Raw genomic sequence first — 13,003 nt, 5'->3', positions numbered from 1 at the left:
GGCATGACCTTTGAAATGCTATGCGGCAGCAAGCCAGAGGATGGCAATGCGTTCGGCCTCCCGGCCGGCGATGTCGCCGAAAAGCGCATCGCCTTCGCCGAGCGCGTGTCGCTCCTGCGCGCGCATTTCCAGGCCGATCGCGTGGCGCAGGATGGCGATGTCCTGCGGCGGCAGGAGTTCGGGCTCGCGGGCAAGCGTGTCCGCCAGGACTGCGAGATCGTGGATGAAGCCGAGGCGGTCGATCAGCGCCTTGACCTGCCGCTCGCGCGCCAGAATGACGCCGGGCCAGGCCGCTTGCAGCAGAAGATGATAGAAGCGGTAGTCCTGCGTGCGCTTGCGCAGCGTGTGGAAATGTTCCGGCGTCGGCTGTTCGCGGCTGGCGGCCAGCGCACGCTGGGCGCGTTCCACCGCCTTGCGCCAGGACGCGGCCAGCATGTAGGCCGTCGGGCGGACGCCATTGGCAAAGCGACGCATTCTCACCGCCGCCTTGGCATCGCGCAGTTCGGCGATCATCGCATCGATCGTCGCGTCGAGATCGCCCTCGGCCGTCACAACCCAGCCCTTGCGAACGCGCAACGCCTCGACCGCGCGCTCGGCTGCGGCCCGGTCTTCGCCCGCGCCTGCTTCCTTCGAAAGGCGCTCGGCCAGGATCGTCGCGGTGTCGATCAGGGCGGTTGCGTCCCGGAGATCGGCAACGGTGCGCGATGCGTCCCGCAGGCGGGCGTTTTCGCTCTTGTAGAATTTGCGCGCTTCGGGTGCGGCAAGCCGATAGAGCGCACGGGTGCGCTTCAGGCAGCGGCGCGCGACATGGATCGCGCGCGAGGTTCCCTCCGGGCGCAGTTCCAGTGCCGCAATGGCCTTGTCGAGTTCCCGCCCTGCGATGCGCTGGAATTCGCCGGTGAAGCGTTTTGCGGGTTTCAATCGGTAGGCCATGATCGTTCCTGTCTGTCTCTCGCGATGCCGCCGGCTGCGGCTCCGTGTCTCAGCGTCCGTCCGCTGTCAGGTCCGGGCGCTGCTTGTGCGTCTGCGTCGCCAGCGCGAAGTTCGAATAGCGCCGGTCGTCGGTCACCTCCTCGCCGATCCAGTCCGGCAGGACGGGGTCGTCGGTTTCGGTGCGCATCTCGACTTCGGCAACGATCAGTCCGGCATAGGGTTCCTCGAACACATCGACTTCCCAGACATGCGTCTCGCCCTGCACGCGGTAGCGCGTCTTCGCGATCACGGTGCCGATGGCGGACGCGATGAGCTCCTCGCCGTCACCAAGCGGCACCGCGTATTCGAACTCGTCGCGCGTCAGCATGCCGGTGCCGATCTTGATGGTCAGGCGGGCGCTCTCGCCGTCGATCAGGCGGATGCGAACCGTGCGGTCGTCCATGGCGGCGAGATAGCCCTGGCGCATTGCGGCCCCCGGTCCGGCCTCCGCCCGCCAGCCCTCATGCTTCACAAGGAACTTCCGTTCGATTTCCTTGGCCATCCCAGTTCCTCGCACCGCATCCTCGTTGCCCGATACCAACGTAATTCAGAAAATGCGAAAGTCTACCATGGCACTCGCGCGATACCGCGGCATAAGCGCAGGGAGGCATCTCGACATTGGCGGATGCGGGCGGTATTGCGGAGGAAGATTCAATCGATTGAGGAGTGAAGCCGCATGATCGAGAAAACCGAACGCCTTCTGTCCGTCCTCAAGCTGCAGCCGGTCGTGCCGGTGCTCATCATCGAAGACCTCGCGACGGCCGTGCCGCTCGCCCGGGCATTGGTGGCCGGCGGCCTGAAGGCGATCGAGATCACGCTGCGCACGCCGGTGGCCCTCGCTGCCATCGAAGCGGTCGCCAAGGAGGTCGAAGGTGCCGTGACCGGTGCCGGCACCATTCTCAACCCCGAGCACTATGCCGCTGCCGTCGAGGCCGGTGCGCAGTTCATCGTCAGCCCCGGCACGACGCCCGATCTGCTCGATGCGGCCGACGATCACGAAGCGTCGTTCCTGCCGGGCGCGTCCACCGCCAGCGAGGCGATGATCCTGCGGGCCGAAGGCTACGATGTCATGAAGTTCTTCCCGGCCGAACAGGCCGGCGGCGCGGCTTTCCTGAAGGCGCTGTCCTCACCGCTCGCCGGCACGTTGTTCTGCCCGACCGGCGGTATCTCGCTGAAGAACGCCATGGACTATCTCTCGCTGTCCAACGTCATCTGCGTCGGCGGTTCCTGGGTGGCGCCTAGAGAATTGGTGGCCGCCGGTGACTGGGCCGGCATCACAAAGCTGGCATCGGAAGCCTGCGCGCTGACCGCCTGAGCCGTTCGCTCGGGACGGCACCTGCCGAAATACCCGCGTAATCAGGGCTTTGTCGGCCTGGTCTGCGTGCCGTCTTCCGGCAGGGCATCGTTCGATCCGTCCGGAGGCCGCATTTGTTTTCCACATGCGGCTTCCTATGTCTCCTCCGCAGATGAACCAATCAGGAGGTTGACGACAGGATGTTCGACGCGAAAAAACTGCTGGACCAGTTTCTCGGCTCTCAGGGACTTGGCGGACAGGGGACGCAGGACCGTTCGGGATCGCAGCCTCCATCCCAGGGTTCGTCGCAGGGCGGTTTTCTGGGCGGTGCCGGCGGAAGTTCCGTCGGTGGTGCGCTCGGCGGCCTGCTCGGTGGCGGCTCGATGAAGGACAAGGCCGGACAGATCGTCCAGATGGCCCGAAACAATCCTCTGAAGACCGGCGGTCTTGCCGCCGTGCTGCTCGGCACGGGCGCAGGGCGCGACATCGCGGGCACGGCGTTGAAGCTCGGCGGCCTCGCGGCCATCGCCGGCCTCGGCTACACCGCCTACAAGAATTATCAGGCGGGTCAGGCACCGCAGCGGGTCGATGCGCAGACGGCGCCCGAAATCCTGCCGCCGCCGGACAATTCCGGCTTCTCCATCTCGCCCTCCGCCGTCCGCAACGATTTCGTGCTCGTGCTCGTGCGCGCCATGATCGCGGCTGCCCGCGCCGACGGGCATATCGATGAGAGCGAGCGCGCCCGCATCATGGAGCGGGTCGGGGCCAGCGGGCTCGACAGCGAGGCCGAGGCCTTCCTGCGCGACGAGCTGGCAAGCCCGGTCGATATCGACGGTCTGGTGGCCGCCGCGCGCACCGAGGAGGAGAAAGTCGAGCTTTACACCGCCTCGCGCCTGACCATCGAGCCGGACAGCCGCACCGAGCGCGGCTATCTCGACATGCTCGCCGGCCGCCTCGGCCTGCCGGATGCGCTGGTCGATCATATCGAAGCCACGGTCGCCTCCGCCAAGGTGCCGGCGGGCAGCAGCCCTGCCGTGGTCGATCCCTCGATCATCTGATCCGGCTTGCCTGTCGTCTTCATGCGCGGCGGTGATGATCGCATCATCGGAATGCATTTGCGCCGCCGCGCACCTTCGCCTATGCCGAAGGGCAAGGTCTGCCGGCTGGCCGCCGGGCAAGGCTCTGTCTTTATCTTGGCGAGGATGACATGACGAACCGCGATCTCACCCGCTGGGCAGGCTGCCCGGCGCCGAAGCCCGTGACGCTGGAGGGCATTTACGTCGTCCTCGAGCCCTATGATCGGGCACGACATCTGCAGGCGCTCTGGGACGCCTTCGGCGGCCTCGCGATCAACGAGCGCCTGCGCTATTTCCCGCAAGCCGCCTTTGCCGATGTCGATGCTTTCGGGGCATGGCTCGATGCCGCGCAAGCCAACTGGGTGACGCTGATCTTTCGGGACAAGGTGAGCCGCGATGTGGTGGGCATGGCGAGCTATATGCGACCCGATCCTGCCAATGGCGTCGTCGAGGTCGGCTCCGTCGCGCATGGCGATGCCATGGCGCGCTCGCCACTCGCCACGGAGGCACATTACCTCATGGCCCGGCATGTCTTCGAGGATCTCGGATATCGCCGCTACGAGTGGAAGTGCCACAACGACAACACGCCGAGCAAGGTCGCGGCGGTGCGGCTCGGCTTCACCTTCGAAGGTATCTTCCGCCAGCATATGGTGGCCAAGGGCGCCAACCGCGATACGGCGTGGTTCTCGATGATCGATGACGAATGGCCGGTGCTGGATGCCGCCTTCAAGGCCTGGCTTGCGCCGGAGAATTTCGACGCCGAGGGGCGGCAGCGCCGGCGTCTCGAGGATCTGCGAGCGGACATCGCCGCCACCCCCGGTGCGGCATGAAGACGCTCGACCCGCGAGACCGCTCGGCGGCCATTGCCGCTGCGATCTTTCTTCTGGTCTTCGGCGCCGGCTTTCTGTTCCTGCCCAGAGCCATGCTCTATCTCGGCACGATTTCGCCCTATCTCGCGGCCGTCGTCGGCACGATCTTCGTGCTCGCCTTCTTCGTCGTGTTCTGGCTGCGGGCCCGTTACCAGCGCCATCGCTGACCCGGCGTCAGCCCTGCAGCGAAGCGCCGAGCAGGGCGAGGCCGAGACCGAGCACCAGGACGGCGCCGAAGATTTCGATGCCGTTCGTCACCCGCATGGCCGTGCCGGCGCTCGATGCGTAGCGCACGGCGAGATCCTTGGCGGTAACGGCAAGCGTGGCCAGCACGGAGACCGTGATCGCGGTGCCCATGGACATCGCCAGCACGGACAGCACGCCGCCGAGATAAAGTCCGTTCAGCAGGGCGAAGGACAGCACGATCAGCGCGCCCGAGCAGGGACGCAGGCCGACGGCCAGCACCGCCGACCAGGCTTCGCGCAGCTCGAACCGGTCGCCCTTCAGCAGGGACGGATCGGGCGCATGCGCGTGGCCACAGCTGGAGCAAACCTCTCCCGGCCCATGTCCATGTCCCGCGTGATCATGATGATCATGGCCGTGCATATGGCGGTGATGATGGTCGTGAGCCTCTGGCATCGTATGTGCGAAATCGAGACCGCCGGCCAGCGCCAGAGCGGCCCCCCGCGACGGGCGGGCAAGCGCCCGCATCTTGCGGAACAAGAGCCAGGCGCCGAAGGCCGCGACGAGGGCGTAGCTGACGCGCTCAAGGAAGGTCGTCGCCTGCGTCATCGAGATCGAGCTTCCGCGCAGCACCAGATAGGCCGCCCCGACGAGCAGGATGGCGACGCCCCCCTGCAGGAAGGACGACATGAAGGACAGGGTGACGCCGCGCTTTAGCTCGGTCTCGTTGGCGATCATGTAGGACGAGATGACGGCCTTGCCGTGGCCCGGACCGGCGGCATGAAAGACGCCATAGGCGAAGGACAGCCCCACCAGCGACCAGAGGTGCCAGGGATTGTCGCGCATGCCCTTCAGCGCATCGGTGAGCGTCCGGTAGAACCCCTGCTGCTCCATGTTCACCCAGGAGAGGAAGCCGCCGAGAAAGCCGGACGTGTTGAAAGCCGGTTCGGCCGTGCCGATGCCGAGCGGGGACTGCGCATGCGCAGCCGCTGCGAAAAGCACCATGGCGGCGGTGACGGTCAGGGAAAGGCGAAGCGTGCGGGTCAGCATGTGAATTCGATCCTCGTCGCAAAGAGCTTCGACATGTCGGTGCCGGTCGGGTCCGTGAAGAAGGCATCGGTCAGCGACGACTGGTTCTGCGAGATCACCTCGTCGGGGTCCGGTCGTACCACCTTGTGCTTGCAGGCCGCCAGCTTGGTGCCGACGACGGCGAGATCGCCATCGCTCGGGAAGTCGATCGCGGTGTAGAGCGTCGGGTCGTAGATGCCGAAGGACATAGTGCCCTTCAGCGGCATGGCCTCGGCCGGCTTGACCGCGAAGATCAGCAGGAGCTGGTTGTCCTTGAAGTCGGCATGGATTGCATCCGGCTTGGAAACCTTCACCAGTTTCCCGTTGTCGTAGATGGTTGTGTAGTAATTGTATTCGCTGAGCGAATCCAGAACGGTCTGCCCGACCTCCGCCAGTTCGTCGGGATCGAGCGTGGCGTTGGAATTCTTGTCGAAATCGAGAAGAACGCTTGCCGAAAACAGCTCGTCGAAGCGCCAGACATTGCGCAGCTGGCTGATGTGGCCGGTGTCGTCCGACACGACCTCGAGGCGCGCTTCCGCGAAGATGTGCGGATGGGCGAAGGCCTGGGCCGGCAGAACGAAGGCTGCGGCAAGCCCGGCCAGCAGGCCTCGCGACGAAAGGGTACGTCTCATGGAAAACAGGGTCCTTGCCGAGAGCGTTTCCGCTTTTCTGCGAAACGCAAAAACTCTCTATCTCTTTAACTTCTACGCAACTCCGGACGCAAAATCGCTTCGCACGTCTGCGGGATCTGCTCCCGTGGCCATCCGGCGCGAAAGATCGCGTCTCCGACGCAGATGCGGAGCAGGTCGCCCTGTCATCCGGCCGAAAGTAGACGGAATTGGGACAGCCATGCCGCAGCTTGTCCAGTCCTTCTTAGGCATCCGCCCTTTTGCGAAACCATCCATGCAGGAAATCGACCAGCGTGCGCACCTTCGTCGGCAGATAGCGGCGGTGCGGATAGATGGCATAGATGCCGCGATCGTGCGGCAGGAAGTCGTCGAGCACGGCCACGAGGCTGCCGTCTTCGAGCTTTTGCCGGGCGATGAAATCGGGAACGCCGGCAACGCCGAGGCCCGATTCGGCCGCACGCAGGCTGGCCAGCGGACTGTTGACCTCCATCGGGCCGCTGACGGGCACCGAGAAGTTCGTCCCGTCCCGGTCCACAAACCGCCAGTTGCTGTAGGACCGGCCATTGGTGTCGATCACGCAGGGCATGTGCGCGAGATCCGAGGGATGGGCGATCGGCCCGTGCTTTTCGAGAAAGGCGGGCGAGGCGCACATCCTGACGTGGAAGTCGTCCAGCTTGCGGGCGATCAGGGTGCTGTCCTCCAGCCGGGTAATGCGGATGGCGACGTCGAAGCCTTCCTCGACAAGATCGACGAAGCGATCGTCCGAAATGATTTCCAGCGACAGCTCGGGATGGGCAAGGCCGAAATCGATCAGCGATTGGCCGATATCGGCATCGATGAAAGTGCGCGGCGCGGAGATGCGCAGGCGGCCCTTGAGGTCGCTGTTTCCGGCGCGCACGAGATCGGCGAGATTGTCGATCTCCTTCAGGATCTCGGCGGCGGTGCGATAATAGATGTGGCCGGCTTCCGTCAGCGAGAACTGCCGGGTGGTGCGGTTGAGGAGGAGGGCGCCAAGCTCGTCCTCCAGTTCCCGTACATATTTGGAGAGCAGCGCCTTGGAGCGGCCGACGCGGCGGCCGGCCGCGGAGAAGCCCTCGGCATCGACGACGTCGATGAAGGCTCGGATGCGTGTCAGTGTGTCCATCTCGGCTCCCTTGCGCGGCTCCGGAGCGGTGCTCCGGCGCATCCGGGTTCGGCATGATCCGGGAACCATTCGCGCGCGCCGTCATTCAAAACATAGGGTCGGCGATGTCCGCAACCCTGTTGATGATCCGGCGCGGGCCGGACGACCATCCGTTCGTTGTTCGAAGCTGGTGCGAGGCTTGCGGCGGAGCGTAAAAAAATCGGGCGTGGGTCAAAAAATGCTTGATTACGACAGCGATATTTCTTATCTCCGCCGTGCCCAAAGTCGCACGTGCCTGTGGGTGTCCGCCGATCCCTCGTTTGGTGAGGAAATCGGTAAGGTACCTGGATCTAACCGCTCCAGTCGTTTTTCCGGCCAACCGGAATTGCGAGGACATCTTGAAGCAACGACGGTGCGGGCCTTTTTGTTCTCTGCCGGCTTTCCATCAGCCGGGGTTACTGAAGAGGCACACCTTCATTGCCGGACGTGCGGTAGGTTCCAACCTCCAATCCATGGCAGACAAAGCCGGATGAACGCCTCGGCGGGCTTCATCCACAATTCGCGCTGTACGAGCGCCGTCTAGGATTCCGGGGTCTCCACCGGCTGGTATCCGAACGCGCACCCGTACGCCCTTTGTCCTTCACACCTCGGCGAGGTTTCCCTCGCGGATCGTGAAGCCTAACGTATTGGGATTGAAACCATGACGACTGCTCGCATCATCGACTTCCTGAACACCCGTCGCCCGGAAGGCCCGTGCCTTGTCGTGGATCTCGATGTCATCAGGGACAATTTCAAGGCATTCCGCCACGCGATGCCGGACAGCTCGATCTATTACGCCGTCAAGGCCAATCCCTCGCCGGAAATCCTGCGCCTGCTCGCCGGTCTCGGCTCCAATTTCGATTGCGCCGGCGTGGCTGAAATCGAAATGGCGCTGGACGCCGGTGCGACCCCTTCGCGCGTTTCCTACGGCAACACGATCAAGAAGGAACGCGACATCGCCCGTGCGCATGCACTCGGCGTTTCGCTCTTCGCGGTCGACAGCCATGAAGAGGTCGAGAAGGTTTCGCGCGCCGCTCCGGGTGCCCGCGTGTTCTGCCGCGTCCTGACGGATGGCGAAGGTGCCGAATGGCCGCTGTCGCGCAAGTTCGGCTGCGTGCCGCAGATGGCCGTCGACGTTCTCGTCTACGCGCACCAGCTCGGTCTCGTCTCGCACGGCGTCTCGTTCCATGTCGGCTCGCAGATGACCAAGGTCGATGCCTGGGACGTGGCCCTTGCCGATGCCAAGCGCGTTTTCGTGCAGCTGGCCAAGCAGGGTATCGAGCTGAAGATGGTCAACATGGGCGGTGGTTTCCCGACCAAGTATCTGCGCGACGTTCCCTCGGCCGAAGCCTATGGCAAGGCCATCTATGCGGCGCTGCGCAAGCACTTCGGCAACCAGCTTCCGGAAACGATCATCGAGCCGGGTCGCGGCATGGTGGGCAATGCCGGCGTGATCAAGGCGGAAGTCATTCTGATTTCGAAGAAGTCGGACAATGACAATCACCGCTGGGTCTTCCTCGACATCGGCAAGTTCGGCGGTCTCGCCGAGACGATGGACGAGGCGATCCGCTACCCCATCCGAACCGCACATGACGCGGACGAGATGGAGCCCTGCGTGCTCGCCGGCCCGACCTGCGATTCGGCCGACGTGCTGTACGAGAAGAACATGTACCCGCTGCCCGTGTCTCTGACGATCGGCGACGAGGTTCTGATCGAAGGCACCGGTGCCTATACGACGACCTACTCGGCCGTCGCCTTCAACGGCTTCGACCCGCTGAAGTCCTACGTCATCTGACGTTTCCCCCGTCCTCGTCAACGAGGGCGGGACCTTCACAATGATCCTTCGATACCGTTTGAATCGGTTTTGAGTACGGGAGGCCTTGTCATGGCCGCTGTTCTTGATTCTGTCCGCGCCTTCTTCGCGCAGAATGCCTTCACAATCGACGCCGAGAACCCCGGCGACATCGTTGCGCGCGAGCGGCTGCTCGATCGCGCCATGGGCCCGAACCGTCGCCGCAAGTCCTCGGAGCAGCTGCGCCGCGGCCGTGTTCCGGCCGAAGGCCTAGCGCTCGTCGCGCGCGATGGCGATGGCCATGTGATCGGCACCGTGCGCCTGTGGAACGTCGATGCCGGCGTCGATGTCGAAGGCCGCGCCATTCCGGCGCTCCTTCTCGGTCCGCTCGCAGTCGACGCCGCGCAGGAGGGCAAGGGGGTCGGGGGCGCGCTGATGCGGGCGGCGATCGGCGAAGCCACGTTGCGCGGACACGGCGCCATCCTGCTCGTCGGCGATGCGCCCTATTACGAGCGCTTCGGCTTCCAGGCGCAGCACGCCCAGCACCTCGTGATGCCCGGCCCGTTCGAGCGTCACCGTTTCCTCGGTCTCGAGCTGAAGGACGGCTGGCTGAAGGGTGCCGCCGGCATGCTGAGCGCGAGCGGCCGCAAGCTCTCGCAGGCGCTGCCGATGCAGAAGGTTGCCTGATCCCATTTGCGCGTCGAGCGGCCGTCGATGCGGTCGTTTGACTTGGTGAGAGGCTTGACATAGTCTCGGGCGGTACGGGTCGAGAGCCCCGGCCGTCCGCAAGCCTTTCCGGCTTTGGTGAAGTCTCTTTTTATCTCTCGTCTTTCGGTCATCCCTCCCGGCATGTTCCCGATGGCAATGCGGACCCCACGGATATCACGGCATGCCACTGCTGGAGAGATCCCGATGCGATCATCATCGACAACCCCATTGCCCTGTCTCGACGCGCTGAAGGCGCAGGCAAAGCGCCTGCGATCGTCTTTGGCCGCGCGGGGCACCGACATATCCCACGCGCGCGCTCTGGAAACGATCGCCCTGCAATATGGCTTCCGCGACTGGAACACCCTGCACGCCGCCGTCGGCAACCGGCCGCCGCTCGACCCCTATCAGTTGGGGTCGCGCGTGCGCGGCTTCTATCTCGGTCAGCCGTTCGAGGCGCAGGTTCTCGGCGTTCAGGCGCTGACGGCGCAAGCGGGGCGATATCGCTTGACGCTCGATTTCGACGAGCCTGTCGATGTCGTCACCTTCGAGAGCTTCTCGGCATTTCGCAAGCGGGTGCACTGCACGATCGACGCGTCCGGGCGAACGGCAGCGAAGACGTCGGACGGCCGGCCGCATGTCGAATTGCTGTGGTGAGGCGTCACGTTGACGTGAGGGCGGCGCGAGAGGCGCGCCGCCACCTTGCGGCCCGGCCGGGAATGCCTACCTCGGCATCATGAAAGCATTCGTTTCCCCATCCGTCTTCGCGCTCGCCCTGTCGGGCATTCTCGCCTGCCAGCCGGCCTTCGCGGAGACACCGTCCGCTCCGGGCACCGTCGCGACTTCTCTGGACACGACGCGCCTGTCGAGCGTCCTGAACGATGCCGCCCGCCTCTCGCCACTGGAGACGGTCGTCGTCGCCCGCAACGGCGAGATCGTCGCCGAGCGGGGCTATCGCTCGAACAAGACGACGGACAGCACCAATATCAAATCCGCCTCCAAGACCATCATTTCCGCCATGGTCGGGATCGCGATCGAGAAGGGTCTCCTGACGGGCGTGGACCAGCCGATCGCGCCGATCCTGCCGCGGGACCTGCCGGCCCAACCCGATCCGCGGCTGGCGAAGATCACCATCGGCAATCTTCTCTCCATGCAGGCGGGGCTAGACCGGATGTCGGGGCCGAATTACGGGCGGTGGGTTTCCAGCGGCAACTGGGTCCGGTTCGCGCTGGCGGCGGATTTCGTGGACGAGCCTGGCGGACAGATGCTCTATTCCACGGGATCGACGCATCTTCTGTCGGCGATCCTGACCAAGGTCGGGGGCCAATCGACGCTGGCGCTGGCCCGCGAATGGTTTGCACCGGTCGAGGGGTTCCGCATCGGCGCCTGGGAGCGCGATCCGCAAGGGATCTATCTCGGCGGCAACCAGATGGCGATGAGCGCCCGCTCGCTGCTTGCCTTCGGCGAACTCTATCGCAATGGCGGTCGAACGGTTGACGGCCGCCAGGTGGTGCCGGAAAACTGGGTCGCGCAATCCTGGACCGAGCGGACGCAGTCCCGCTTTTCGGGCGATGGCTACGGCTATGGATGGTTCACCCGGGAGATCGGCGGCCACAGGGTGCATTTCGCCTGGGGCTTCGGCGGGCAGATGCTCTACATCGTGCCCGACCTCAAGATGACCGTCGCCATGACCTCCAACGAGGGCGCGCCGTCGGCGCGAACCGGCTATCGCGACGACCTGCACGATCTGCTCGCCCGGATCATCTCGACCGCGGGCGCGTGATGCGGACAGACCCTTGCGGTCACCCATCGCAAGCGTCGTCGCAGCCGGATCCGGGCGTCAGGCGCGGCGGATGGAGAGAAGCTTGTAGTGGAAGGGACCCTTGATCCCGTCCTTCGGATAGCTGGAGATGCTGATGCGTTGGCCCTGGTTTCCGCCCAGACAGGTGATCGTGGTCTCCGTCATCGACTGGAAGAACGCAACGTGACCACCGTTGTCCCCATTCCCGACCCGGCTGAAGACGACGATATCGCCAACCGCGGGCTCTGCTGTCACGTCCTGTCCCCACTCCCCGTCATGCCACGACCGCGCTCCCTTGCTGTCCGTACCCTTCATTCCGGCCTGCTCGACGCAATAGCTAACGAAGGACGAGCACCATGCAGTTTGGTCTGGCGCTTTCCCGCCTTCGGTGGTGGCGTGGTACATGCCGATCCGCGGATTGCTGTCGGGTCCGGGAACCTCCGCGACACCCAGCGAAAGTTCCGCTTGGGCGATATCGATTGGCGTCTTGGATATGCTTCCGGTGAGCGCCACCGGCAGGCCGCCGATCTCCGCCTTGAGATAGGAACTGTGCATGTAGCCGTCCGACGCGCCATCGCCCTGGATATCGACCTGCGTCCAGTCGCCGATCTGCTTCACGCCGCGCACCAACGTGTCGAGCGGATACTTCTGAATGACGCCGAAACTCTCGCCGGGGCCGGCCCGCAGGTTGAGGCCGCCGCGGGCGGTGATGGCGAAGGTGGCGGATGCACCGACGGCGCGCGGGGTTTCGACGGGACCGTCGGCCGCGAACTGGCCAAAATGCGCCACCGCCGCATTGAAGACGTTGCCGTCATAGTCGATGCCGCCGAAGGGCAGATCCAGCTCCATGTCCTTCTGGAACAGGGTCCAGAGACCGTCCTTCAAAGCGCTGCGGGTGCCGGACCATCCGAGCGATCCGGAAAGCCAGACGAGATCGACGAGACCCTTGTCATGGAGTTTGCGGGCGACGAGACCCGACCCGTAGACGCCGAGGACGTAACGCCCGTCGAGCTCGGCTTTGACCTTGGCGAAATAGCTTACGATCTGGGCAAGATCGCCCGGGGCGACATAATCGTGATCGACGGCGAAGTAGAGGCCGGAGCCGGTCGGTTGACCGAGGTCGGCCGCAAGCTTCAGGGCGCGCTTCGCATCGCGCGAGCCATTGGCGTCGGACAGATCGCTGAGCTTGCCGTTCGCGCCACCGCCGGCCTGAAACACGACCGCCACGGTGAGGCCGGCTGCGTGAAGCGCCGTCAGTTCGGCCTTTGTCAGGCACTTTGACGGCAGGTTGCTGCTGTTGCTGATGTTGTAATAGCGGATCACGGAGACAACTCCGAGATCGGCAAGCTTTTGTGCGTAAGGCCCGACATTGTGGGCGACGTCGATGATCTGCTGCATATCCACTCTCCGGTTCGACGGAAAGTTAGACATGCGGAAATCTTAATTCAACCT

14 protein-coding genes are annotated in these 13,003 nt (G+C 64.5%); 8 read left to right on the top strand and 6 right to left on the bottom strand.

The window, feature by feature from the left end; genetic code table 11:
• Positions 1 to 18: 18 nt before the first annotated feature.
• On the bottom strand, positions 19 to 933 hold the full coding sequence (locus tag LRX75_RS19560) for a CHAD domain-containing protein (RefSeq protein ID WP_231816326.1): 915 nt from the start codon (positions 931 to 933) through the stop codon (positions 19 to 21).
• A 49-nt stretch (positions 934 to 982) separates the two neighbouring features.
• Positions 983 to 1,474, bottom strand: coding sequence for a CYTH domain-containing protein (locus tag LRX75_RS19555; RefSeq protein WP_231816325.1), 492 nt, complete (start codon positions 1,472 to 1,474; stop codon positions 983 to 985).
• Positions 1,475 to 1,648: 174 nt separating this feature from the next.
• Here LRX75_RS19555 and LRX75_RS19550 point away from each other — a divergent pair, with 174 nt between their 5' ends.
• The 4 genes from LRX75_RS19550 to LRX75_RS19535 all read left to right on the top strand — a co-directional run bounded on the left by LRX75_RS19550 (position 1,649) and on the right by LRX75_RS19535 (position 4,378).
• A complete protein-coding gene (locus LRX75_RS19550) occupies positions 1,649 to 2,287 on the top strand; it encodes a 2-dehydro-3-deoxy-phosphogluconate aldolase (protein WP_231816324.1) in 639 nt (212 codons plus the stop codon).
• 179 nt (positions 2,288 to 2,466) lie between these two features.
• Positions 2,467 to 3,324: a tellurite resistance TerB family protein gene (locus LRX75_RS19545; RefSeq protein ID WP_231816323.1), complete on the top strand. Its 858-nt coding sequence runs from the start codon at positions 2,467 to 2,469 to the stop codon at positions 3,322 to 3,324.
• 149 nt (positions 3,325 to 3,473) lie between these two features.
• Complete coding sequence (locus LRX75_RS19540; protein ID WP_231816322.1) at positions 3,474 to 4,172, top strand: GNAT family N-acetyltransferase; 699 nt, start codon at positions 3,474 to 3,476, stop codon at positions 4,170 to 4,172.
• On the top strand, positions 4,169 to 4,378 hold the full coding sequence (locus LRX75_RS19535; protein ID WP_231816321.1) for a hypothetical protein: 210 nt from the start codon (positions 4,169 to 4,171) through the stop codon (positions 4,376 to 4,378). Before LRX75_RS19540 ends, LRX75_RS19535 begins: the two co-directional genes overlap by 4 nt.
• 7 nt (positions 4,379 to 4,385) lie before the next feature.
• On the opposite strand, the gene LRX75_RS19530 is transcribed toward LRX75_RS19535, so the two are convergent.
• The 3 genes from LRX75_RS19530 to LRX75_RS19520 all read right to left on the bottom strand — a co-directional run bounded on the left by LRX75_RS19530 (position 4,386) and on the right by LRX75_RS19520 (position 7,235).
• The gene (locus LRX75_RS19530) at positions 4,386 to 5,444 is read right to left on the bottom strand and encodes a nickel/cobalt transporter (RefSeq protein WP_231816320.1); all 1,059 of its coding nucleotides are present in this window, start codon (positions 5,442 to 5,444) and stop codon (positions 4,386 to 4,388) included.
• The gene (locus tag LRX75_RS19525; RefSeq protein ID WP_231816319.1) at positions 5,438 to 6,094 is read right to left on the bottom strand and encodes a DUF1007 family protein; all 657 of its coding nucleotides are present in this window, start codon (positions 6,092 to 6,094) and stop codon (positions 5,438 to 5,440) included. The genes LRX75_RS19530 and LRX75_RS19525 overlap by 7 nt, the downstream gene beginning before the upstream one ends.
• 241 nt (positions 6,095 to 6,335) lie before the next feature.
• Entirely contained in the window at positions 6,336 to 7,235 is a 900-nt protein-coding gene (locus LRX75_RS19520; protein WP_231816318.1) for a LysR family transcriptional regulator, read from the bottom strand.
• 679 nt (positions 7,236 to 7,914) lie between these two features.
• Here LRX75_RS19520 and odc2 point away from each other — a divergent pair.
• From odc2 to LRX75_RS19500, 4 genes are all read left to right on the top strand, one after another.
• A complete protein-coding gene (gene odc2, locus LRX75_RS19515) occupies positions 7,915 to 9,048 on the top strand; it encodes an ornithine/lysine decarboxylase (protein ID WP_231816317.1) in 1,134 nt (377 codons plus the stop codon).
• Positions 9,049 to 9,138: 90 nt separating this feature from the next.
• Positions 9,139 to 9,732, top strand: coding sequence for a GNAT family N-acetyltransferase (locus LRX75_RS19510; protein ID WP_231816316.1), 594 nt, complete (start codon positions 9,139 to 9,141; stop codon positions 9,730 to 9,732).
• Between the two features lie 225 nt (positions 9,733 to 9,957).
• A complete protein-coding gene (locus tag LRX75_RS19505) occupies positions 9,958 to 10,407 on the top strand; it encodes a glyoxalase superfamily protein (RefSeq protein ID WP_231816315.1) in 450 nt (149 codons plus the stop codon).
• Between the two features lie 79 nt (positions 10,408 to 10,486).
• Positions 10,487 to 11,533, top strand: a complete 1,047-nt coding sequence (locus tag LRX75_RS19500; protein ID WP_231816314.1) for a serine hydrolase domain-containing protein — start codon at positions 10,487 to 10,489, stop codon at positions 11,531 to 11,533.
• A 57-nt stretch (positions 11,534 to 11,590) separates the two neighbouring features.
• On the opposite strand, the gene LRX75_RS19495 is transcribed toward LRX75_RS19500, so the two are convergent.
• Positions 11,591 to 12,949 (bottom strand): TIGR02594 family protein, encoded by a 1,359-nt coding sequence (locus LRX75_RS19495; protein WP_231816313.1) that lies wholly within the window; start codon positions 12,947 to 12,949, stop codon positions 11,591 to 11,593.
• Positions 12,950 to 13,003: the final 54 nt, after the last annotated feature.

Origin of the sequence: Rhizobium quercicola (assembly GCF_021168455.1) — a bacterium.
In the GTDB taxonomy this organism is placed as follows: domain Bacteria; phylum Pseudomonadota; class Alphaproteobacteria; order Rhizobiales; family Rhizobiaceae; genus Ferranicluibacter; species Ferranicluibacter quercicola.
The sequence above is the reverse complement of the archived record's forward strand: the minus strand, read 5'-3'. Positions and strand labels throughout refer to the sequence as shown.

What these genes read in the sequence shown, in the direction of transcription:
- LRX75_RS19560 (WP_231816326.1), bottom strand. Translation starts at nt 933, where the DNA reads ATGGCCTACCGATTGAAACCCGCAAAACGCTTCACCGGCGAATTCCAG.
- LRX75_RS19555 (WP_231816325.1), bottom strand. Translation starts at nt 1,474, where the DNA reads ATGGCCAAGGAAATCGAACGGAAGTTCCTTGTGAAGCATGAGGGCTGG.
- LRX75_RS19550 (WP_231816324.1), top strand. Translation starts at nt 1,649, where the DNA reads ATGATCGAGAAAACCGAACGCCTTCTGTCCGTCCTCAAGCTGCAGCCG.
- LRX75_RS19545 (WP_231816323.1), top strand. Translation starts at nt 2,467, where the DNA reads ATGTTCGACGCGAAAAAACTGCTGGACCAGTTTCTCGGCTCTCAGGGA.
- LRX75_RS19540 (WP_231816322.1), top strand. Translation starts at nt 3,474, where the DNA reads ATGACGAACCGCGATCTCACCCGCTGGGCAGGCTGCCCGGCGCCGAAG.
- LRX75_RS19535 (WP_231816321.1), top strand. Translation starts at nt 4,169, where the DNA reads ATGAAGACGCTCGACCCGCGAGACCGCTCGGCGGCCATTGCCGCTGCG.
- LRX75_RS19530 (WP_231816320.1), bottom strand. Translation starts at nt 5,444, where the DNA reads ATGCTGACCCGCACGCTTCGCCTTTCCCTGACCGTCACCGCCGCCATG.
- LRX75_RS19525 (WP_231816319.1), bottom strand. Translation starts at nt 6,094, where the DNA reads ATGAGACGTACCCTTTCGTCGCGAGGCCTGCTGGCCGGGCTTGCCGCA.
- LRX75_RS19520 (WP_231816318.1), bottom strand. Translation starts at nt 7,235, where the DNA reads ATGGACACACTGACACGCATCCGAGCCTTCATCGACGTCGTCGATGCC.
- odc2 (WP_231816317.1), top strand. Translation starts at nt 7,915, where the DNA reads ATGACGACTGCTCGCATCATCGACTTCCTGAACACCCGTCGCCCGGAA.
- LRX75_RS19510 (WP_231816316.1), top strand. Translation starts at nt 9,139, where the DNA reads ATGGCCGCTGTTCTTGATTCTGTCCGCGCCTTCTTCGCGCAGAATGCC.
- LRX75_RS19505 (WP_231816315.1), top strand. Translation starts at nt 9,958, where the DNA reads ATGCGATCATCATCGACAACCCCATTGCCCTGTCTCGACGCGCTGAAG.
- LRX75_RS19500 (WP_231816314.1), top strand. Translation starts at nt 10,487, where the DNA reads ATGAAAGCATTCGTTTCCCCATCCGTCTTCGCGCTCGCCCTGTCGGGC.
- LRX75_RS19495 (WP_231816313.1), bottom strand. Translation starts at nt 12,949, where the DNA reads ATGCAGCAGATCATCGACGTCGCCCACAATGTCGGGCCTTACGCACAA.